Origin of the sequence: Phocaeicola paurosaccharolyticus JCM 15092, assembly GCF_000613805.1 — a bacterium.
Lineage (GTDB): Bacteria > Bacteroidota > Bacteroidia > Bacteroidales > Bacteroidaceae > Phocaeicola > Phocaeicola paurosaccharolyticus.
Map to the genome: position 1 here is coordinate 15,746 of NZ_BAJR01000033.1, position 23,324 is coordinate 39,069.

At 34.3% G+C, this 23,324-nt stretch carries 17 protein-coding genes, 1 tRNA gene and 3 pseudogenes; 5 read left to right on the plus strand and 16 right to left on the minus strand.

Annotation, left to right across the window (positions count from 1 at the left end; all coding sequences use genetic code 11):
- Positions 1 to 608: 608 nt before the first annotated feature.
- Positions 609 to 681 (plus strand) — tRNA-Thr (locus tag JCM15092_RS11965).
- Positions 682 to 1,237: 556 nt separating this feature from the next.
- On the opposite strand, the gene JCM15092_RS11970 is transcribed toward JCM15092_RS11965, so the two are convergent.
- Both JCM15092_RS11970 and JCM15092_RS11975 read right to left on the minus strand, forming a co-directional pair.
- The gene (locus tag JCM15092_RS11970) at positions 1,238 to 3,286 is read right to left on the minus strand and encodes a sugar-binding protein (RefSeq protein WP_024994870.1); all 2,049 of its coding nucleotides are present in this window, start codon (positions 3,284 to 3,286) and stop codon (positions 1,238 to 1,240) included.
- Positions 3,287 to 3,294: 8 nt separating this feature from the next.
- Complete coding sequence (locus JCM15092_RS11975; protein ID WP_024994871.1) at positions 3,295 to 4,641, minus strand: alpha-L-fucosidase; 1,347 nt, start codon at positions 4,639 to 4,641, stop codon at positions 3,295 to 3,297.
- A 131-nt stretch (positions 4,642 to 4,772) separates the two neighbouring features.
- On the opposite strand from JCM15092_RS11975, the gene JCM15092_RS11980 reads away from it, so the two are divergent.
- On the plus strand, positions 4,773 to 5,630 hold the full coding sequence (locus JCM15092_RS11980) for a DNA/RNA non-specific endonuclease (protein WP_024994872.1): 858 nt from the start codon (positions 4,773 to 4,775) through the stop codon (positions 5,628 to 5,630).
- 85 nt (positions 5,631 to 5,715) lie between these two features.
- Here JCM15092_RS11980 and JCM15092_RS11985 read toward each other — a convergent pair whose 3' ends face one another.
- Positions 5,716 to 7,254, minus strand: a complete 1,539-nt coding sequence (locus JCM15092_RS11985; RefSeq protein WP_024994873.1) for an alpha-N-arabinofuranosidase — start codon at positions 7,252 to 7,254, stop codon at positions 5,716 to 5,718.
- A 159-nt stretch (positions 7,255 to 7,413) separates the two neighbouring features.
- Between JCM15092_RS11985 and mltG the strand changes: the two genes are divergently transcribed.
- On the plus strand, positions 7,414 to 8,442 hold the full coding sequence (gene mltG / locus JCM15092_RS11990) for an endolytic transglycosylase MltG (RefSeq protein WP_024994874.1): 1,029 nt from the start codon (positions 7,414 to 7,416) through the stop codon (positions 8,440 to 8,442).
- 16 nt (positions 8,443 to 8,458) lie between these two features.
- On the opposite strand, the gene JCM15092_RS11995 is transcribed toward mltG, so the two are convergent.
- From JCM15092_RS11995 to JCM15092_RS12040, 10 genes and pseudogenes are all read right to left on the minus strand, one after another.
- Complete coding sequence (locus tag JCM15092_RS11995) at positions 8,459 to 9,226, minus strand: EFR1 family ferrodoxin (RefSeq protein WP_024994875.1); 768 nt, start codon at positions 9,224 to 9,226, stop codon at positions 8,459 to 8,461.
- A gap of 447 nt (positions 9,227 to 9,673) precedes the next feature.
- A pseudogene (rplT, locus tag JCM15092_RS15995) lies at positions 9,674 to 10,023 on the minus strand (50S ribosomal protein L20).
- 98 nt (positions 10,024 to 10,121) lie between these two features.
- Positions 10,122 to 10,319, minus strand: a complete 198-nt coding sequence (gene rpmI / locus JCM15092_RS12005) for a 50S ribosomal protein L35 (protein WP_024994876.1) — start codon at positions 10,317 to 10,319, stop codon at positions 10,122 to 10,124.
- Positions 10,320 to 10,386: 67 nt separating this feature from the next.
- A complete protein-coding gene (infC, locus tag JCM15092_RS12010) occupies positions 10,387 to 10,953 on the minus strand; it encodes a translation initiation factor IF-3 (RefSeq protein ID WP_024994877.1) in 567 nt (188 codons plus the stop codon).
- Between the two features lie 115 nt (positions 10,954 to 11,068).
- Positions 11,069 to 13,008, minus strand: a pseudogene (gene thrS, locus JCM15092_RS16000) (threonine--tRNA ligase).
- Positions 13,009 to 13,085: 77 nt separating this feature from the next.
- Positions 13,086 to 15,035, minus strand: a complete 1,950-nt coding sequence (locus JCM15092_RS12020; RefSeq protein ID WP_148296662.1) for a tetratricopeptide repeat protein — start codon at positions 15,033 to 15,035, stop codon at positions 13,086 to 13,088.
- A 102-nt stretch (positions 15,036 to 15,137) separates the two neighbouring features.
- A complete protein-coding gene (gene def / locus JCM15092_RS12025) occupies positions 15,138 to 15,692 on the minus strand; it encodes a peptide deformylase (protein ID WP_024994879.1) in 555 nt (184 codons plus the stop codon).
- 14 nt (positions 15,693 to 15,706) lie between these two features.
- Entirely contained in the window at positions 15,707 to 16,123 is a 417-nt protein-coding gene (ruvX, locus tag JCM15092_RS12030; RefSeq protein ID WP_024994880.1) for a Holliday junction resolvase RuvX, read from the minus strand.
- 325 nt (positions 16,124 to 16,448) lie between these two features.
- The gene (locus JCM15092_RS12035; RefSeq protein WP_024994881.1) at positions 16,449 to 16,913 is read right to left on the minus strand and encodes a MaoC family dehydratase; all 465 of its coding nucleotides are present in this window, start codon (positions 16,911 to 16,913) and stop codon (positions 16,449 to 16,451) included.
- Between the two features lie 146 nt (positions 16,914 to 17,059).
- The gene (locus JCM15092_RS12040) at positions 17,060 to 17,266 is read right to left on the minus strand and encodes a hypothetical protein (protein WP_024994882.1); all 207 of its coding nucleotides are present in this window, start codon (positions 17,264 to 17,266) and stop codon (positions 17,060 to 17,062) included.
- 96 nt (positions 17,267 to 17,362) lie between these two features.
- Between JCM15092_RS12040 and JCM15092_RS12045 the strand changes: the two genes are divergently transcribed.
- Both JCM15092_RS12045 and JCM15092_RS12050 read left to right on the plus strand, forming a co-directional pair.
- A complete protein-coding gene (locus JCM15092_RS12045) occupies positions 17,363 to 18,988 on the plus strand; it encodes an RluA family pseudouridine synthase (RefSeq protein WP_024994883.1) in 1,626 nt (541 codons plus the stop codon).
- Positions 18,989 to 18,991: 3 nt separating this feature from the next.
- The gene (locus tag JCM15092_RS12050) at positions 18,992 to 19,315 is read left to right on the plus strand and encodes a nitrous oxide-stimulated promoter family protein (protein WP_024994884.1); all 324 of its coding nucleotides are present in this window, start codon (positions 18,992 to 18,994) and stop codon (positions 19,313 to 19,315) included.
- Here the strand turns inward: JCM15092_RS12050 and JCM15092_RS12055 are convergent.
- The 3 genes and pseudogenes from JCM15092_RS12055 to JCM15092_RS12070 all read right to left on the minus strand — a co-directional run.
- Positions 19,283 to 20,751, minus strand: a pseudogene (locus tag JCM15092_RS12055) (TrkH family potassium uptake protein). The gene JCM15092_RS12050 and the pseudogene JCM15092_RS12055 sit on opposite strands and share 33 nt — an antisense overlap.
- Before the next feature lie 17 nt (positions 20,752 to 20,768).
- Positions 20,769 to 22,490, minus strand: a complete 1,722-nt coding sequence (locus tag JCM15092_RS12065; protein ID WP_024994887.1) for a bifunctional metallophosphatase/5'-nucleotidase — start codon at positions 22,488 to 22,490, stop codon at positions 20,769 to 20,771.
- Positions 22,491 to 22,500: 10 nt separating this feature from the next.
- A partial coding sequence (locus JCM15092_RS12070) for a sensor histidine kinase (protein ID WP_024994888.1) occupies positions 22,501 to 23,324 on the minus strand: 824 nt, incomplete at its 5' end.

A 23,324-nucleotide genomic window follows, 5' to 3' on the forward strand; every position in this document is an offset into this window, starting at 1 on the left:
TTATTTCATTAAAAAAAAGTACAATTCACCTTCTTATCACGTTCAGCTAATGACAAAATACACATAATAAAATAAATAAAATGAGTTTGTTTTTTTGAAAGAACTTTCAGGAATATTGAAGGGATGAAATGAGAGGAAAAAAATAAAGAAAAATAGAAACAACAATTGCATTGTTGTCGGTCCTGAATAGGAACCGAATAAGCTTTGTGTTTATTGAAATAGCCTATTTTTTCACGCATGATTGGTTTCTATAACTTTTGCATGCAAAGATACAAATTACCAATTATAAACAGAGCAAAAAAAATAATAATTTGTTATTGTTTTTTTCAATTTGGTTAATCTAACATTTATTATAATTAAAAATCTAATATTTATTCAACATTTAAAGTAAACTGATAGTAAAATATATAAAATAGAAGCTGTAATAAATATTATCGGAGTACTTTCATCGCAATTTAATACTATATATTGCTGATAAAATTGATATATCTTATTTTAGATTTATCACCACTTTTTTTATATATTAATTTTAAGGTATATATTTGCAGCGCTTCAAAGAACTATACTTAGTTACCCCGATCAAGTCCTATATAATCAATATAGAGTTTGCCGAAATGGCTCAGTTGGTAGAGCAATTCATTCGTAATGAATAGGTCGCGGGTTCGAGTCCCGCTTTCGGCTCGTATTTAGATATTGATAAGTATCTTTCCGCTTTTAATACCATTGTATAAAAAAGAGATAATGTACATATAAAGTGTGTAAAATGAATCATTATGATTCTAATTTTCATATGTATATCACAGAAAAGAAGCATTCTTATATATTATGATAATTATAGGCCCAGTAACTATTCTTGGGGATTTAACAAATAAGCATGCAGTTTAGAACCATGAATAAGTAAAACATTACATCATCACCCCCTAAATATAGCCCTGAAAGATTTTACTTTTGCGTTAAATGATTCAGCATCGGTATTGGTCAGCCCCTGTATCTGTTTCCATACGTGAAACCGGTCTATTATCTGTGTTGATAAATCTGTCGTGATCGGATAATGCACCGATCATGATCGATTAAGCAATGAATCGTGATCGGTTAATCAACGAATCATGATTGGTTAAACTGTTTGTCATGATTCATTTTCCGAATAGTGAAGACAGTCTATCCTCTCTTATTAACCAAGAAGAAATATAATTTGTTAAATCCCAAAGTTACGGGGTGAACTTAAATCTATTGCCACTTATTTTTTATAGCCTTTCTCTTCTAAGTAATTCTTCAATCTATAAAGATATTCTTTATCTGGTCCTCCAAAGAAAGAGACACCATCGGCACCATTATCAAATGCCAAATCAAGAGCTTTCTCAAAATCATCCTTTATATCCGAGAACATTAATCCAGCATAGATACTTGCTTTGCCATTGAGTGTTGTCACGCTCTCTCTAACCGACTCACCTATCCAATCAACTCCTTCCAGATAGAACTTATTGTATATCATAGGGAAATATGCATCCAATGACCAATTCCCCCAATCCTGACGTACCATTTTCTTAGCCATACTAGGACCAGGAAAGACGGCTGCTGATATAAACTTACCTTCTGTTTTTACTGCATTAGAGATAGAGTCTACAATATTTGTTATTGAATTAAGACGAAAGTTTATCCAACTCTGATTTTCCATAGGATATTTTATCATTAATGGATCAATACCTGTCTGATTTTTAAATTTTGAACGGCAAACATCACAATAGCAATAATCATACTCTGGTAACTCATATGTTTGCTCAATTTTATAGTTATCCCATAAGCCTACAGGAAGTATTACATCCGGCATTCTCACATAATCAAGATGTAAACCGTCTACATATGGTCTTTTAGCTTCTTTCACATAGTCATTGGCAAGAAATGTCGCAAGACCACTTTGGTTAGGGCATAAAAAACGATAGTAATTTACATATGCAGGTTTATCAAAGCATGATTCACCTAGGCGATTAACAGCATACCAATTCGAATGAGACTCAAGTAAGTCTTTGCGATTCATGGTCCATTTCCAATGGTGTGCCTCTAATCCAGATTCTTTACATAGTTTATAAATATCCTCACCATACCCCTCAAAGAGTACAGCAGATATACCACATTCCTTTAATAGATCAAACCACTCTTTCCATTGGCCTATACTCTTCTTGGCATCTAAACCTGTCCAAACCCAGTTCTTTACTATGCGTCTTATATCATCTTTATAATTGAATTTACCTTCATCACTTAATGTATATAATTTGCCTTCAGAAGATATAGATAACAGATATGAAGAGTTTGTAGCTTCAACTATAATTTTCGAACCTTTAGGCAACAAACTCCTGTCAATATCGGAAAAAATAAATTCTTTCTCACTACGATAATATCTTCCACTTTTTGAGTGATATTGCTGCTGTGCATAAAACATTGCCCACAAAAGTTTATATACATTCCTATTGTATGGATAGACAATTTTATCTCCTTTCTGTGCTACACTTTTATCAGAGAAATAGAGATATCCCCATCTGTCCGGCATATGCATATCTACTCTTCCTGTTGGCGTCCATACCCAGTTCTCTTCAGGTCCACCTTTCTTCAGCCACTGAACTCTCGAGAAGTTCACTCTCCAGCATTTACCAGCATTAAGTGGATTGTTGAAATTAAGCGTTATTGCCTCTCTTGGAATGGCCATCTCCACAACCCATGACTTGTCCTTATCCTCTTGATTATTGATAGTTCCATTATTATGAACAGCCAACCTCAAACCAGGACAGTCCCATTGTATCATGAAGTTTCCACCATTTCTATAAGGCTTATCAAGCATAAGATCAAATATAACTCCACGAGCATTATTCTCTATTTCAAAATAGTTATGTCCGTCACCATCAGGGTCAATGAAGACCTCGAAATCGTTGTCATAATATATAATAGTATCTCTCTTTGAAAGCTTTGCAACAATATTATCATCTTCAAGGACAGCTGCAACAAAAAGATAATTATCATCCCATAACATCTTTGCACGAGTAGAATATTTTGGTTTAGCAAAACCAGCTCCGCTTATATCTACAAAAGGTTCTGTGGATATAGCATTTTCCCAATCTGTTTCATTGAGTTCACCATCAATATTAATTTTTCCTGTTGTTCTATAGCAAACATAAGATGCAGGCTCTGTAAGAAAACGTTCAAATCTCTCAGTTACCCCTTTGGAGAAAGCTGTCGATGAAATCATCATATATGCTAATATCATTAGCATACGAATTAAACCTATCTTTTTCATTCGAGTTATTAATTATTTTCTATTACTTTTCCCTCTCCTCTATATAGTTCTATAGGTCCATCAAGTAAAACAGCAAGTACTGTAATATCCTTGTCAAGTACATGCTCTGGCACATAAATATAAAGGTTACCCGGAACTCCACTCCAGTAGTTTTTGTTGTGTACTTTGTAATTCAACATAGTACCATTACCAACAACCCATACCCTGTTAACCTTATTTACCAAACCTTTTATTTCAACTATTCCATTGGGCCTGTATGGAAGATATAAATAAAGAATATCCTTTCCTTTATTTAACGATGTATACCCCTGAAAATGTTCAGATGGAATTCCCGCTTGAGTATCATAAATTGCCTCCTTGTGTTTTGCAGTCCAACGTCCGAAATCTTTCAATATTTGGACCTGCTCTTCAGGCAAGGTTCCATCCTCTTTAGGAGCAATATCAAGCAGCATGTTTCCTCCATTGCTAAGACAATCGACAAAAGTTCTGAGCAAAATATTAGATGATTTATAGTTCTTGTCTGTAGGCTGATATCCCCATGAGTCATTCATTGTCATACACAATTCCCAATATTTATCCTTGGGACGGACAACAGGGACACCTTGTTCAGGAGTCGCATAATCACCATATCCTTGAATTCTGGAATTGATAATAACATCTTTAGTCTTTCCTCTTAGCAGTTCTACAATACCTTTAGAATCCCATCGCTCGGCGCTCTGTTCCCAATCTCCATCAAACCAGTACAAATCTGGTTTCCATCTACTATTCAACTCTTCTAGCTGGGCAAAGTTGAATGTCTGAAATCTCTTCCATCTCGCCTCATCATCTTTATATCTTGTCTCAGTCTTTGTCTTATTGGGATAATCAGGATGCGACCAGTCAAGAAGAGAATAGTAGAAACCAAGCTTCAAATCCTGCTTTCTCACCTCTTTGACAAAAAGAGCAAGTAAATCTCTTTTTGCAGGTGTGCTCTTAACAACGCTTAGTTCGCCTACTTTAGTATCCCACAATGCTACTCCATCGTGATGTTTTGTAGTTATGACTGTATACTTTGCACCGGATTCCTTTATCAATCTCACCCACTCTGCAGGGTTATACTTAGATGCAGTGAAACCTTGGGCTTGCTTCATATACTCATCATAAGGGAGGTAATTGTTATAGAAAGACCAACTTTCAGAGACACCATTTACGGCATATATTCCCCAATGAATAAAAATGCCGAGTTTTGCCTGATGGAACCACTCCATCCTCTTCTCCTTTTGCTCAGACGCCTCTATGGTTTTGGTAATCTGCGCACTCGTTATCTGACATAATAATGTCAAAGATACAGCAGTTAAAATGTGCTTGAACTTCATAAGTCAATATGGTTTAGGTATATATTAGATTAATCACCCAAATATAATAAAATAATTAATTATCTCTGATATAAAATGTACACCCCATTTGTATACAATTAAAATTATCTTTGCAGGTAAAAATAATTTTTATGAGTAGAAAGAATAAAAAAGGTCCAAACTTATTTAGTGTTATTATCGTAGTTATTGCACTAGGTTTTGGTGCTGTTAAGTTTTTTAATACAACAAATATTAGTAACAAAACAGATGAGAACACAAGTTTAAATAATATAAGCAGTAGTACAGAAAATAATGTCACTATCACTAATCAGTCATATGAAATTCCAATACTTAATAGAAGAAGAGGCGGACAGACTATTTCTCACAAAGGATTTACACTATTTTACGATGCTGATTACAAAACCCCACTTTGGGTTGGATGGAATCTAACAAAAAAAGAGACTTTTGGTAATGAGGGAAGAACGGATAAGTTCCTTCCAGACCCAGATGTAAATGGAGCAAAAGCATATACTAAAGATTATGCCGGATCAGGATACGACCGAGGTCACATGGCTCCGGCTGCTGACATGAAATGGGATGAAAAAGCAATGGAAGAGTCATTCTATCTAAGCAACATATGTCCACAAAACAGAAACCTTAACAGAGGAGATTGGAATGATTTGGAAGAGATGTCAAGAGAGCTAGCTAAAAAATATAACTCTATATATATTACATGCGGACCAATTTACGATAATAACTCTCCAAAGAGAATAGGTAATAATAAAGTTGCCGTTCCAGATGCATTCTATAAAGTCATATTCATCAATCAAAAGGATTGCACAAAAGCATATGGCTTTATATTCAACAACAAAGCGGGAAGCAAGCCTATGAAGAGTTATCTTGTAACAGTTGACTCTATAGAGAAGAGAGTCGGAATAGATTTCTTACCTACACTTGACAAGAAGACACAAGATATACTAGAGGCAGAAGTTCACACTTCTTTCCCGTAATAAAAAAGTCGTCTGATAAAAGCACTACCAGATGCTTATATCAGACGACATATATATTTAACCTAACTTTAAATAAATCTTATAGTTATTCTAGAGTCAATGTGACAATTGATTTAGCTGGAAGAGAAACATTTAAATTTCCTTTTACTATTTTAGCTCCATTGAATGACTTAGGAGTTACAACATCCTTCTTATCGAAATCATTATAATCAGAAATATTCTTAGAAGTAAGAATTTCACCTTTCACTTTATTTGCTTTCAATCCTCCAAGATTAATCTGAATATCTTCAGACTCATTAAGACTAACATTTGATATCGAGATATGTACTAATCCATTCTTATCTTTTGAAGCTGTAGAGCTTATCATTGGAACGATTCTTTCACCTCTTACTACCTTTTTATCACAAGCAATTTCGATTGGCAAATATGTAGCATCCTGATGTACATTATACATTTTGAATACATAATATGTTGGGGTTAGAACCATCTTATCGTCTTTAGTTAGAATCATTGATTGGAGTACATTTGCTACTTGAGCTATATTTGCCATCTTTATTCTATCAGTATATTTGTGGAATACATCAAGAGATAATGACGCTACAAAAGCATCTCTTAAAGTATTCTGTTGATATAAGTGACCTGGATTTGTACCTGGTTCAGTATCCCACCATGTACCCCATTCATCAACTAAAAGATCAACCTGCTTTTTAGGATCATACTTATCCATTATAGCAATATGCTTCTTGATTACGGGCTCAATTTCCAAACACTTTCCTATTGTCCAATAATAGTCTTCATCTGTAAATTTAGTTGCAGAACCTTTGCTACCATCCCAACCAAGTACAGTATAATAATGAAGAGAAACACCATCCATTCTCTGACCAATATTCTTCATAAGAGTCTCAGTCCAATCATAATCATAATCTGAAGCACCACTGGCAATCTTGTAGAGCTTATTTCCATCAAAATTTCTACAATATGTTGAATATCTTCTATAAAGATCTGAATAGTATTCAGGGCGCATGCTGCCACCACAACCCCAACTTTCGTTACCTACTCCTAGGAATTTAACTTTCCATGGTTTTTCTCTACCATTTTCTTTTCTTAGTTTAGCCATAGGACTACCCTGCTCAGCTGTCATATATTCAACCCACTTAGCAAGTTCCTCTACTGTACCACTACCTACATTACCACTGATGTATGGCTCACATCCTAATAGTTCACAAAGATTCAGAAATTCATGAGTTCCAAAGCTATTATCTTCTACTGTACCTCCCCAGTTGTTATTTACCATTCTAGGACGATTCTCCTTAGGACCAATACCATCTCTCCAATGATATTCATCAGCAAAACATCCTCCTGGCCATCTAAGTACAGGTACTTTCAAATCCTTAAGTGCCTTTACTACATCATTACGATAACCATTTGTATTAGGAATAGATGATTTCTCACCTACCCAAAGACCACCATATATACAAGTACCAAGGTGCTCAGCAAATTGTCCGTATACTTCTTTGTTAATTGTCTGATTTGCTTTGTCAGGATAGATAGAAATTGTACTTTTCTGTTGTGCAGACAAAGACATTGCTCCAAACAGGGCAATAGAAAGCAGTGTATTTCTCATATTATTTAAAATTTATAATTATCTGATTTATTGAAGGTTTTCAAATATAAGTAAAAAATAATATTCAAGGCAAATATTAAATGTATTTTTTACACTAATATATTTTTTTTGATGCATAATCCAATAAATAACTATATTTGCACAAAATTTAATACAACGATGAATAAAAAGAAAATAGTTTTATCAGCTATATCAGTTTTAGCCCTTATAGGATTAATATTTATGGGAAGTGTATATTATGTATTCTTCTCACATCAGTTCGGTATCGACAAAACGGCATACATTTATATTGATAAGAATGACAATATAGATTCTGTAATGCAAAAAATAGATTTGGTAGGAAATCCAGGTAACATGTATGGATTCAACTACCTCTCTAAGAAGAATAACTATCCTAAACACATAAAAACTGGTAAATATGAAATCAAACCTAACGATAATGTAAGGTATCTTTTCAGAAAATTATCAAAAGGATATCAATCCCCTGTTAATCTTACTATACCTAGTGTAAGAACTTTGGACAAACTTGTCAAAAGCTTATCTAAGCAACTTATGATAGATTCACTTGAACTATCCAAAGTACTTAATGACTCTGCACTTATATCACAAAATGGGTATAATATACAGACTCTCCCTGCTCTATTTATTCCAAATACATACGAAGTCTATTGGGATATAAATGGAAAAGACTTTTTTGAAAGAATGATAAAGGAAAACAAGAATTTCTGGAATAATGACCGTATTAAAAAGGCTGAAGAATTAAAGCTTACTCCTATTGAGGTTTCCACTCTTGCTTCAATAGTTGAAGAAGAGACAGCAAATAACAAGGAGAAGCCAATGGTTGCAGGACTATATTTGAACAGATTAAAGAGAGGAATGCTTCTCCAAGCTGATCCGACTGTAAAATTTGGTCTACAGGATTTCACATTGAGACGAATACTTAACAAGCATTTGCTAGTCAACTCACCATACAATACATATAAGTATGCCGGTTTACCTCCAGGTCCTATAAGGATACCATCAATAATAGGAATTGAGAGCGTTTTGAATTATAGTCGACATAATTATTTATACATGTGCGCAAAAGAGGATTTCTCAGGAACACATAATTTTGCAGAGAATGTGGCACAACATCAGATTAATGCAAGAAAATATCAACAAGCTTTAAATATCAGAAACATTAAATAAAATATAAAGGGAGGTATCAATCAAGATACTTCCCTTTATATTGTCCTTTATTCTTAGTCATCTTTCCATACTCAATAGCATGCGTGGGACAAGCATGATAGCAGGCCAAGCATTGAGTACAATTGTTTCCCCAAATAGGATGTCCATTTGTTAGCTTAACATTACCTACTGAACAAGCCTTTTCACATTTACCACAACTTATGCATAGATTACAATCTACATTGTATGGTTTAGCAGTAAGGCCGAATTTATTAAATAGAGGATATATTATGCGACTCTTCAGAAAAGGAAGAGGCCCTATGTGACATTCATAACTACTCATAACAACATTTTCCTTAAGCTTACTGCATATATGTTCAATCCTAGCTATAGCGCCCATAACTTTATTCTTTTCTATAGCTACGTCATCAATATCAAACCCTGGTAATGACACATAAGTATTAGGCATGATTACCGAAAAACCAGCATTGCAAGGCCATGAACGTTTTTTTATGATATTGCTGACAATTGTCCCAGTTAAACCAATCTCATCGCCGCAACAGCAAATGAAATATATATAAAGAGGCGATTTTATATTTACTGACTTTATGAAATCAACAACGACTTTGGGAGGGCCCCAAGCATAGACAGGAAAAATAAAACCTATTTTTTCATTTTCACAAGGAGAGTATTCTGAATCAAGACTTCTCCTATCTGAAATATCAATGAGTCTGTCGTCCAAAGATTGTGCAATCTTTGTTGCGACCCATTTTGAATTACCTGTTCCTGAGAAAAAGAATATCATATATATTTAAATTTTATATATAGTGTTTTAAAAAGAAACGATGTCAACTAAAGTTGGCATCGTCCTCTTATATGAAAGCCGCATCAGTGATGCGATGAAACTCCGAATGACAAGATTTGAGTGCCCTCCTCTTTTGTAATCCACCGGCTTTAAAGCTACCCGAAGGCGTGGCCCGCCATTAGAAGATGAAGCTATGTCTCGGTATTTCATATTAGTTTGATGAGTTTCCCAATCGAACTAATGCGGCTTATTTTTCATCTCTTCTGTTATACAAATATAACTTCTTTTTATATAATAAACAAGATTTAAGCAGCTTTGTTTGATAAATCTTAATGGTCAGACCATTATTTAAACATTATTATACTGTTAATCAAAAAAATAGGATAAAACAAAAAGACTAGGATAAATAATACCCTAGTCTTTGTATAGAAAAAAATTATTTTCTAATTAAGCAGCTTTTGCTTTAGCTACAACAGCCTTGAATGCTTCAGGGTGGTTCATAGCTAGGTCAGCTAAAACTTTACGGTTGATTTCGATACCTGCTTTATGCAAAGCACCCATCAACTTTGAGTAAGACATACCTTCCAAACGAGCTGCAGCATTAATACGCTGTATCCATAATGCACGGAAGTTACGCTTATTGTTTTTACGGTCACGGTAAGCATAAGTCAAACCTTTTTCCAAGTGTTCTTAGCAACAGTCCAAACGTTCTTTCTTGCACCAAAATAACCTCTTGTTAGACCTAAAATTTTCTTTCTTCTTGCTCTAGAAGCAACATGATTTACTGATCTTGGCATAGTTTAAATCTTTTTTTTGAATGTTAGCGTCACCAAACAGTGATCTTAAAGCTAAAGACATTCGGTTAATAATAAAAAATACTTTTACGCTTTAATAATTACTTCATGCAAAGAAGTTCCTTAACTTGATCCATATTAGCACTTTCTACTATTGCTGAATGTACAAGGTTTCTTTTCTGCTTTTTAGTCTTCTTAGTCAAGATATGACTATGAAAAGCGTGCTTTCTTTTGATTTTACCTGTTCCGGTAAGAGTAAATCTCTTTTTAGCACCGGAGTTAGTCTTGATCTTTGGCATCTTTTTTAATTTTAATAATTATTATTTATTATGGTAACGCACTATACCGGCGCGTTACGCACTTTTTTTATTTTTCAGCATCAGCACCTGGTGCAGGCTTCTTTGGAGCTGCAACTTTCTTTGGGGCTAATGAAATTGTCATTCGCTTACCCTCCAAAAGTGGCATCTGCTCAACTTTTGCATAATCTTCAAGATCGTTAGCAAAACGTAGAAGAAGAACTTCACCTTGTTCTTTAAATAGGATAGAACGTCCCTTAAAGAATACGTAAGCTTTAACTTTATCTCCGTCCTGCAAGAAACCAATGGCATGCTTTAATTTAAAATTATAGTCATGATCATCTGTCTGTGGTCCGAAGCGGATCTCTTTCACATTTACTTTAACCTGCTTAGCTTTCTGTTCCTTTTGGCGTTTCTTTAGTTGATAAAGAAATTTAGAATAATCAATAATTCTACAAACTGGAGGAACAGCGTTGGGTGATATTTCTACTAGATCAGCCTCATTTTCTTCAGCCATTTTCAAGGCTACAGATAATGGATAAACTGCTGGTTCTATGTCATCTCCTACAATACGGACTTCTCTGGCACGAATCTGTTCATTGATTCGATGTTGCCCTTTTAAACTGTCATTCTTCATTAAAAAACTATTAGTTCCTGTTTGTTCTTTTTAATTTTTGATTAATTTTTTCTTATAATAAACATAAAAATATGCCTAAAGTTCATTAAGCTATGTTTAATAAACGGCTGCAAAGTTACCATTTATTTATCATATTCGAAACTTCTTCTGCTATATTTTTAGCAAATTCCTCAATTTTCAATGATCCTTTATCACCTTCACCCTGTTTACGCACAGAAACTTCTCCATTTGCAGCTTCTTTTTCACCAACTACAAGCATGTATGGTATACGTTTCATCTCATTATCACGTATCTTTCTACCAATCTTCTCATTTCTGTCATCAACAATACCACGAATATCATATTTCCTAAGAAGAGCTCTAACCTCCTCGGCATAGTCATTAAACTTCTCTGATATAGGAAGAATAGCAACCTGATCAGGGGTAAGCCACAATGGGAATTTACCTGCAGTATGTTCAATAAGAACTGCAACAAAACGCTCCATTGAACCAAATGGTGCACGGTGAATCATTACAGGACGATGTTTCTGATTGTCAGAACCCATGTACTCAAGTTGGAATCTCTCTGGTAAGTTATAGTCTACCTGAATAGTACCCAACTGCCAGCGACGACCGATAGCATCCTTCACCATAAAGTCTAGTTTTGGACCATAGAATGCAGCCTCACCATATTCGACTCTTGCTTTAAGACCCTTTTCCTGGCAAGCTTCAACGATAGAGCTTTCAGCTCTTTCCCAGTTTTCATCGCTACCAATGTATTTCTCACGGTTCACTTTATCGCGAAGAGATATCTGTGCTTCTACATTTTCAAAGTTCATTGACTTGAATACTATAGATATGATATCCATAACTCTAAGGAACTCATCCTTAACCTGATCTGGACGACAGAACAAATGAGCATCATCCTGAGTAAAGCTACGAACGCGAGTCAATCCATGAAGTTCGCCACTCTGTTCGTAACGACACACTGTACCAAATTCAGCGATACGAAGTGGAAGATCTTTATATGAACGAGGAGAATTCTTATAAATCATACAGTGATGAGGACAGTTCATTGGTTTAAGGAAGTACTCCTCACCCTCTTCCGGTGTGTGAATTGGCTGGAAAGAATCCTTACCATATTTTGCATAGTGACCAGAAGTAATATATAGGTTCTTGTTTCCAATAGGTGGACACATTACCTCCTGATAATCATATCTTGACTGTATGCGGCGCAAGAAGTTCTGAAGGCGTAGGCGAAGAGCTGTTCCTTTAGGAAGCCACATAGGGAGACCTTTTCCGACTGTCTCCGAGAACATGAATAAATCCATCTCTTTTCCAATCTTTCTATGGTCACGCTTTTTAGCCTCTTCAAGAAGAGTTAGATAATCATCAAGCATCTTCTTCTTTGGGAATGTTATACCATAAATACGTGTAAGCTGTTTACGGTCTTCATGTCCTCTCCAATATGCACCTGCAACTGAAAGAAGTTTTATTGCTTTAATTGGAGCTGTTGTAGGAATATGCGGACCACGGCATAGGTCAGTAAATGCACCTTGTGTATATGTAGTGATATGTCCGTCTTCAAGCTCAGAGATAAGTTCGCATTTGTATGTCTCACCTCTATCTCCGAATTTCTTCAAAGCCTCATCTTTAGTAATATTTTCTCTAACAAGAATTTCCTTCTTTGCAGCCAATTCAGCCATTTTCTTTTCTATAGCAGGAAGATCTGAATCTTTTATCACTGATTCTCCAGGATCAACATCATAATAGAATCCGCTCTCTATAGCAGGACCTATACCAAATTGTATATCAGGATAAAGTTCCTGCAACGCCTCTGCTAAAAGGTGAGCACTTGTATGCCAAAATGCATGCTTGCCCTGCTCATCATCCCATTTATAAAGCACTATAGAAGCATCCCCATTTATAGGGCGTGATAAATCGCATGTTTCTCCGTTCACACCACATGCCAAAACATCTTGAGCAAGTCGGGAACTGATACTTCTGCTATCTGCAAACCTGTTACTCCTTTTTCGTATTCTCTGGAAGAACCGTCAGGAAATGTAATTTTTATCATAATTCTTAATATTGTCTTTCTAAGTGATGCAAAAATAAATAATTCTTTTTACATCACTTCACTTTAGCTAAAAAATGTTATTCTTTTCTATCTGTGAATCGCTTTATTATATTGTAAGCAGAAAAGAGACCCAACTCTCCTGCTTTACTAAGATCCAATATACCTTGGCGATTATTACCTAAATATATGTTCACTAATCCTCGATTAAAATATGCATCGGCAAAATTAGGATCAAGATGAATAGCTTTATCATAGTCAACCAACGCTGCTCTGTAATCTTTCATCAATGAGTATATATTTGCACGGTTATAATAACCATATACAAAGTCAGGAACCAACTCAATAACCTTATCTAGGTCCTGTTTAATAATATCGTAATCAACAGCTTTTACAGGTTTATCCTCTTCGCTATTTGGATTAAGATCATACTGTTTCTCCATTTTTCTATACTCCAGCTGTTTATAATGTATAAGAGCTCTCATAAAGTAAGATGGAAAGAACGTAGGTTGTGATGCAATCATCTTGTCAAGATCACCAATTGAGCTCACAAAGTCTTGTACAAGATAGAAGTCCATTGCTCTCGCAAACCTCTTGTGGTACACTCCTTGATTATCATCTATAACAGTAGACAAGTCATTTATAGAGGCAAAATGTTTTTTAACCTGGCTTTCACTCAAAGGAGCCTCTTCATTTGTTATGATAAGCCTCTGTGAAAACTCTTTTTTAGCATTAAGTTCTTCTATATACTTGTAGAAATTAATCTGCCTTTTCACATCACTATTTTTCTCATAATATGTAAGAGCAAACATTGGTTGTGGAGTAATAGTTATGTTCTTATCTTGAACTCTTCCTCGATAATCACTCTTATATCTATTACCATCCTCATCATTATCAGCAACAACAATCTTGCCGTAATTATCCATATCCTTATCAGACTTCTTACGCGTATTTTTGTTTGATGCTGTATTCTTCTTTACACCATTAATTTTATCTAGTTCAGCTTTTAGCACCTTGAAGTCATCTTGTTCTGCTCCTCTGAGGTCTCCAATCTTACGTTTTGCTTCTGCCCTATATTTATAGCCAACAAGAAAATTTGGATACTCCTTTATTACACGAGTATAATCCTTTATTGCACCCTTATAATCTCCTGTCTGGAATAACAATAATCCACGGTTAAATATAGCCATCATGTTATCTGGCTCCATCTTGATTACAAAGTTAAAGTCTTCAATAGCTCGGTTATCATCTCCTACTTGAGCTCTAAGAAGGCCTCTATTGTAATGTCCAATAAAGTTATTTGGTTCAATATCCAAGGCATAATCATAATCACTCATCGCACCTCTAAGATTCCTTTGATGGTACCTAGCTAAAGCTCTATTTATATATACGCCCGAATTTTTTGTAGATAGATGTATAGCATTATCCAAATCAGCCTCAGCCTCTTTATATTTCTGTTGCTGGAGCTTAAGCATTGCTCTACTTGACCAGATATCAGGATCAAATTTATCTATCATAAGAGCAGTACCATAATCCTTCTCTGCAGATATTGTATCTTTTTGCTTTAGAGAAACCTCACCTCTCATTAGGTATGCTTTAGTATATTTAGGAGATATCTCAAGAAGCTTATTAAGATCCTTTTTTGCTCCTTCATAATCCTTATCTTCAATTCTACAAAGAGAAAGGTTATGCCAAATCCCTACATTTTCAGGATCATATACAAGTGCCTTTTCGTAATCAGATATTGCACCTTTAATATTGTTCATCTTTATCCTTGAAAGACCACGTACCTGATAAGCACTTACCACATAAGGATTTCTCTCTATAGACTCAGAACAATCTGCCTCAGCTCCTTGATAGTCGTCTAGATTGATTTTTGCTAATCCTCTGTAAAAATATGGATCAGCAAGATATGGCTTTGCATTTATTACTTGATTAAAGTATTGAATAGACAACACATAGTCCTCAAAATATAGTGCATTGCGCCCTATTGTCATAACTCTATCAGTATTAATTTGGCTGAACAACATTGCAGGGCAGCTCAACAAAAATACAAACAGATAAGCCGTATGTTTAATTATTTTAGTTTGTGACAATATCATATCTCAATCTATTAACCTCTTTATGAGCTATTACTTAATAGTCTTTACTTTATATGAGCAGCGTGCTTTTCCTTTTATCATTGAGTTAAGTTTTCCTTTTATCATTTGCTTACGCATAGTTGATATATGATCTATAAACATCTTACCGTCCAAATGATCAAACTCATGTTGCATAACTCTTGCAACATATCCTTCTACCCACTCATCTCTTGAATTCATATCTTCGTCAAGATATGTTACATGAATTTTATCTGCTCTCTTCACGGTTTCATGTATTCCAGGAAGACTTAAACAGCCCTCTTCCATAGATACCTCTTCACCTGCTGTCTCTAAAATACGTGGGTTGATATATGCATGGCGGAATTCCTTTAGTTCAGGATACTCATCCGACATTACATCTAGGTCAATCACGACAAGACGAATAGGAAGACCTATTTGTGGAGCAGCCAATCCTACCCCATCAGCACGACCCATTGTTTCATGCATATTTTGTATCAACTCTTTTAAATTTGGATAGTCAGGAGTAATATCTTGTGCTTCCTGACGTAAAACTGGTTGTCCGTAAACGTAAATTGGTAATATCATTTTTAATCTACTTATTAATATTTCATTGATTCAAGATATGACTGTAGAATAATTGTAGCACTTATCTCATCTACTAAAGCTTTATTTTGTCGCGACTTCTTCTTAAGACCACCATCAATCATAGCCTTATGTGCTAGTACCGAGGTGAATCTTTCATCGAAATATTCAACCGGTATATTAGGCAACTTCTTCTTAAGTTGATTTACAAAGGGAATTATTGATTTCATATTGTCAGAATCCTCGTTATTCATCGTTTTAGGATGCCCGACAATAATTTTTTCAACTTGTTCTTTGGAAGTATATTCTAGGATGAATTTCATCAACTCGCATGTAGCAACTGTAGTCAGACCATTGGCAATGATCTGTAATGTATCTGTCACAGCAATACCTGTACGTTTTCTACCAAAATCAATAGCTAGTATTCTACTCATATATTTTACAAAAATATAAATTAATTCATTGTCGCATGAAATACTGAGATTAAATTATCTTTTTTAATAGCTAAAGCAGAGAATGTTCGGGCATATTAAGCCTTTTTAATGTCCATTATCAATTATTTATTCTGAACTAATACTCCTTTAGATTTGAACATAAAAAGATTTTACTATCTAAACTATATATATCTTATATTCAACAATTAAATCTTCTGAATAACATACAAGTTCTTTTTTTTAAATAATAATCCTGTTTTACCATAATTGGTAAAACAGGATTATCAGTTGCCACAAATGTGGCATTATAATTGCTTATAATCTTTCAATTGAAATAGTATAAGAAAATTGCTATACCCTCAACAGCCTTTTTGGGTTGATCTTTTATCTCTATAGAAAATTTAATTTCAGCTTTTGCAACTCCTCTTAAATTCTGCAAAGATTGTAATGAAGCAACTAAACGAATACTCTGGCCTGACAATACGGCTTGGCCGTATTTCATCTTATCAATACCATAGTTAATCATCATCTTAAGATTATTTACTTCAATAATCTGATCCCAAAGATATGGTAACATAGATAAAGTGAGATAACCATGAGCTATTGTACTATGAAATGGACTCTCCACCTTTGCTTTTTCAGTATCAACATGAATCCACTGATGATCTAAAGTAGCATCAGCAAAAAGATTTATTCTATCTTGAGACAACTCTACATAGTCGGATTCTCCTAGCTTCTGACCAATCATCTTTTCAAAATCATCGTATGAATTTATAATTAACTTATTCATAATTTTCAATATATAGTTTTATTTAATTTCGCACAAATGTAAGCTATTTTATCAAAACAAAATCATTTTATGCCTCTAAACTACGATTATTGACTAAGATAAACCTAACTAAAAATGGGCTCACAGAATTATAATCACCTCTTTTATTAATATTTCACCAACTTATTTGGTGAGCCAGACCAGGAGCAACCTAGACAGTATACAACAGTCAAATCAAATCCCTCAAGCGAATCTTCAGGGTTCTTAGGAATAATCTCTTTGTTCTCATTAACGTATACCAAAAGCCTTTCGTCTAAAGCATTTTTGACATACATTGATGCAATCTTGCATTGGGGACATAATAATTTCTTCATAAGGAGTATAAAAAAGGTCGTTATTACTCATTTTTATAAATACATCGATAAAAATAAATAATTGATTCTGATATATGACTATTTTTGCATTATAATATGATACACTATTTCAAGAATAATATTAATAACATCCAGCTGCCGGAGAAATTCACATATCCGTTCAACTACACACCTCATAAGCTATGCATTTTAGCTGCAGATGAGGTAAAAAACTATCTCAACTCTCTTTCTCAGTTCCCAGAAGATATCCACAAAGGTAAAATGTTCGGTGTATTGATAGTTAAGTTGAGCAACGGAGATATAGGATATCTAGCTGCATATTCAGGAAATATAAATTCAGAAGAGATAAAATCATTCTTCGTTCCTCCTGTCTATGATTTACTCTCCCCCACTTCTTTTTTTAAAAATGAAGAGGTGAAAATTAGTAACCTAAACAATAAAATATTTGCTTTAGAAAATGATGAGGACTTTTTATCAATTAAATCAAACTTTGAAAGAATAAAAGCAGACAATGAAAGATTGATAAATATTGAAAAGAATAAATTAAAGGAAAATAAGAAAATAAGAGATAATATAAGAAACAGCTCCATTCTTGATGCAGAGCTAGAATCAAGATTAATCAAAGAGAGCCAGTTTCAGAAAGCAGAATTCAAGAGATTATCAAAGATTATAACCGAAAGAGAAGAAAAACTTGTAGAGGCAATAAAAATTAAAGAAGATGAGATTGCGACATTAAAAGAGAAACGGAAAATAGACTCAGAAATTCTGCAGAAAAGGCTTTTTTCAGAATTTAAGTTTTTAAATGCACTAGGTGAAGAGAAAGATTTGTGGAGCATCTTTGAAGAGACTCCATCAAAGACACCACCTGCAGGTTCCGGGGAGTGTGCTGCTCCAAAACTGTTGCAATATGCATATTTAAACTTATTATATCCTATTGCTATGGCTGAATTTTGGCTAGGCGAATCACCACAAGGAGAGATCCGGCATGAAGGTTTCTTCTATCCTGCCTGTATAGGTAAATGTAAGCCCATATTGACTCATATGCTTGAAGGACTTGTGGTTGACGAGAATCCGGAAAGTTCAACTATCGAAAACATAGAGATTCTTTACGAAGATGAGTATATGCTAGCTGTTAACAAGCCATCAGGGATGTTATCTGTTCCAGGGAAAAAAGAGAAAGAGTCTGTTGAAAGCATAGTAAAAAAAATGCATCCGGAAATTTCCGGGCCCGCTATAGTACATAGATTAGATATGTCTACTTCAGGGATTATGCTTATAGCCAAGGATAAAGAGGTTCACAAAATTCTTCAACTGAAATTTATAAGCAGAGATATTAAGAAGAGATATATAGCACTACTTGAAGGAACTATTGATAAGAAAGATGGAATTATTAAACTACCTATATCTCCTGATTACTATGACAGACCAAGACAAAAAGTTGACTACGAATCCGGCAAAATTGCTATAACCAGATATAAGGTATTAGAAGAGAAAAGTATAGGAACAAAAACTGTTACAAAGGTAGAGTTGTGCCCTTTGACCGGAAGAACACATCAACTCAGGGTACATTGTGCACACAAAGATGGACTTGGGACCCCTATACTAGGTGATGAACTCTATGGATCAAAAGATGAAAGGCTCTATCTCCACGCCGATAAAATAGAGTTCAAACACCCGATAAGCCAAAAATTAATGATTATTGAAAAGAAAGAAGATTTTTAAATTATGAACAAGATAGAAAGAGAAAAGAGAGTTGTTGAATGCATGATAAAACTTTACTGTAAGAAGAAAGAGCATAACAAGAATCTATGCAAGGAGTGCAGAGAAATTATGGAATATGCCCTTAAAAGATTAGACCATTGCAAATTCGGTGAAGATAAACCAACCTGCAGAGTTTGTCCAATACATTGCTATAAACCGGAGATGAAGGAAAAAATAAAGACAATAATGCGCTTTTCCGGCCCTAGACTTATTATTTACCACCCAATATTTACTATTAATCACTCTATACGAGAGTTATTGTTTACTCCAAAAGGCAGGAGAAAATAGAATTAGGACGCTGAACAACTCTAACCTTCCAATTAACATAAGAAAAGAAGCGATCCATTTTGCCAAAACAGGCAAACCGCTCCAAGTAAAAATAGCTCCATAAGTACCCAACCCTGGTCCTGTATTACCAATACTTGATGCTGTGATACCTAAAGAATCAGTAATGTTAACACCTGTACATATCAGCAAGAACCATCCTAATGCGAAAACAGCTAAATAAAATATAATAAATGTCTTAACACTACCCACTATATTGAATGGAACGACTTCCTTATTCATACGAATAGGAAGAACAGCCACTGGATGAATCAACTTCTTGAATTCATTACGTATATTCTTATATATTACAGCACCTCGGTATGCCTTGATACCTCCAGCTGTAGAACCAGTACAACCACCGGCTATCATTGCAAAAATCAATAGAAACCATGTATATTGAGGCCATAGATTATAATCATCAGTAATAAATCCACACGACGTATGTATTGATGAAACTTGAAAAAGAGATGCTCTGAATGCCAACTCCAGATCGTAATTCATAAAGAAATACAAAGAAAACATTATAGCTAAAGTTATAACCAGTACAGAGCCAATAAACCATTTAATCTCTGTATTGTGAATAATCTTTGATATCTTTCTTTTCATACAAAGGAAGTAGATAGAGAAGTTCATTGAAGATAGCAGCATAAATATAATTATAACATACTCTATATATGCTGAGTTCCAATAAGCTATACTGTTTTGTTTTGTTGAATACCCACCTGTAGATGTTGTCGCAAATGAGTGACACACAGCATCAAAAATGCTCATACCTCCAAAAGCAAGAAGTATTGTTTGGATAACAGTAAGAACAAGATATACAATCCAAATTGTGTTTGCTGTACTTGATATTTTGGGATGTATCTTATCATGAACAACACCAGTGGACTCAGCTGAAAATAATTGCAAAGTACCCCCTCCGAAAACAGGCAGTACTGCAATTGTGAAAATAACAATACCAAGTCCCCCAATCCATTGGGTTAGGCTTCTCCAGAAAAGCATACCATGTGGAAAGGATTCAAGATTATCAACTATAGTTGATCCAGTTGTAGTAAACCCTGACATTGTTTCAAAAAACGCATCTGTTATATTAGGTATATAACCACCTAAATAGTATGGCATCATACCAAAAATAGTAAAAAGAAGCCATGTTAGCGATACTATAAGATATCCATCACGTCTGGTAACCTTAGAGTTGGCATTCTTGCTGAGTAACAAAAAAAACCTCCTACAGTTATATTAATCAATATTGAATAGATGAAATATATATAATCCGATTCATTATATATTATGGATACCAAAGCACACAAAACAAAGAAAAGAGCTTCTACAAGTAGAAGCACACCCAATACTTTGGCTATCATCTTATTATTTAATATTCCTGCATATCCATTCATGTCAATCTATTTGATATCTATCTACCAAAAATAAGTGCTCTATCTTTTATAGAAATCTTTTGATAAAGTTCTTCAGGTACAAATTTCCAATTGTTTAGTTGAGGTACAATCACATTATTCTCATGAATAATATACTGCATCAGATAGAATCTCATATCCTTGTCTGTAGACCATATTATTCTCTTTGATAGTTCATCCTTAGAGATACCTGCTCCATTTGTAAGGAGTTCACCTCCACCGTTGCCACGGTAAGAATTAATAGCAACTTTATATGTATTATCTGGATTGAACTCTTTTCCATCACTCATTGATTTAATAATAATTCTACTGCCCACGGGTTTTGTTATATCAACTTCATAATTTATTCCTGCTGCAGAATCGAAGTTAAATGTAGGATTAATAAAATTATATCTCCTTCCATATCTCTTTATAATCATCAAGGTATCATTCTCATTTTTTACTGTATTTATCCAATTTGAATATGAATATTCCAGATAATCCTTAATCTCTTTACCTGAAAGTGTCATAACATACAACATATTCTCATAGCTGTACAGCTTGAACATGTCACTGACATATATATTACCTTTATCTATCTTTGAATCATATGAAAGAGGTGCAGTAAAAGAGATGTCCGCACCAGACACCCTCAATTGAAGATCATGAATCAAGTCCATAAAACCACTAGGACCAAAGAATGACTCTTTAGCAGATACCGGAGAGGATATATAACCTATTCTCTCGCTTACAAATTTTTTAACTTGATCGTACTCATTCGAGAATTTAGCCATAAAGATAGAATCTGGTGAAAACTTATTCATATTAACTATCTTCCCATCAATCTTCTTCTTTATAACTTTTCTGTTTTTTATAAACATATCAATATTAATACTTGCAACATTATTCGCTCTGCTACCAGGATCAGCAATGAGTACAGAATCACCTACTATATTGACTATCTTCTTGCAAAGTAAATTGTGGTCATGTCCCATAAAAATGACATCAAAGCCGGGTACATTCTTAGCAACATTCATTGATGCATTCTCAACGATGTCATTAAGGAGACTACCACTGCTACCAGAGTGAAAGAGACCGACAATTACATCCGGTTTTTCCACTTTTTTGATATGCTCAATCCATATCTTGGCACACTCTTCCATATCTTGAAAATATAATCCCTCCCAAAGATTCTCTGGAAGCCAACATGGAATTGCAGGAGTTATCATACCCATAACAGCAATCTTCACTCCTGATTTAACTATTATATGATACGGCTTTAAGTATGGTATTCCTTTATTCTTATCAATTATATTAGCACCTACGAAGGGGAAGTTACACTCTGAAATCCACCTGTCGTATACAATATGCCCTGTCTCCATATCATGGTTGCCCAAGTTACCCAAATCATACTTCATATAGTTCATAACCTTAGCAGCTATATGAGTAGACACTGTATCTATGAAGTTATAATAATATACAGTAGGTTGTCCTTGAAGCATGTCACCATTATCCATCAAGATACAATTATCCTTAAATTTAGCCCTCTGCTCTTTTAAAAACGAGCTTACTCGCGCCAAACTGCCACTACCTTTCGATAATGATATAAAATTAAAAGGGAACATGTTTCCATGAACATCTGATGTTTCTATCAGATTTATGCTTACTTTCTCACTATTATTTGCAATACTTTTGCCTGAAAGAAAGCAACAAATTAATATAATTAATACTTTAAAATTCATCAGTCATTTTTTACGAGATAGGAATTTCTAACACAAACTTTGCACCATCAACATAGTGTGTATCAAGCCAAATTCTACCTCCAAAATTTTCAACAATTAAACGACAAATAGCCAAACCAAGTCCTGTCCCTTGAGAAAACTCATTTAACTTTTCAAATCGTTTGAAAATAAAATCTTTTTTCTCTTTTGGGACACCACATCCGGTATCCTTTACGAAAATAGTTATTTTCTTCTTCTCTTCAACATTAAGACTGAGTAAAATTTCTCCTTCACGAGTAAATTTAGCAGCATTAGACAGAAGATTAATCAAAACTTGTCTTAACCTCTGTTGGTCTGTATTCATTATAAATGATTCTAAATTACTCTCAAATCTGAATATTGCCTTAGTCCTATTTGCATACTCTACAGTGGAAAGAGCAGTTTTACATATATCAACAATATCAGACTCTACAAATTCGAATTTTATCTTTCCCGACTCCATCCTTGAAAAATCAAGTATATCATTAATAATATGAAGAAGCATATCCGAGTTCTTATGGATTATCTCACTAAACTCCTCTTTCTCATGTTTACTAACATTCTCTGTTGTAAGAACACTTGAGAATCCAACTATAGCATTTAGCGGAGTACGTATTTCATGGCTCATGTTTGCTAGAAAAGAACTCTTTAGCTTATTCGACTCTTCAGCTCGTTCTTTTGCCGAAACTAGTTCAACTGCCGATAACTCAAGATTACGCTTTAGTTTATTAATCTTTAGTATATAATAGAATGCAATAATTATTATTACTATCAAAGAGATGAATATGGATAATAAAGCATAAAATACATTCTTAA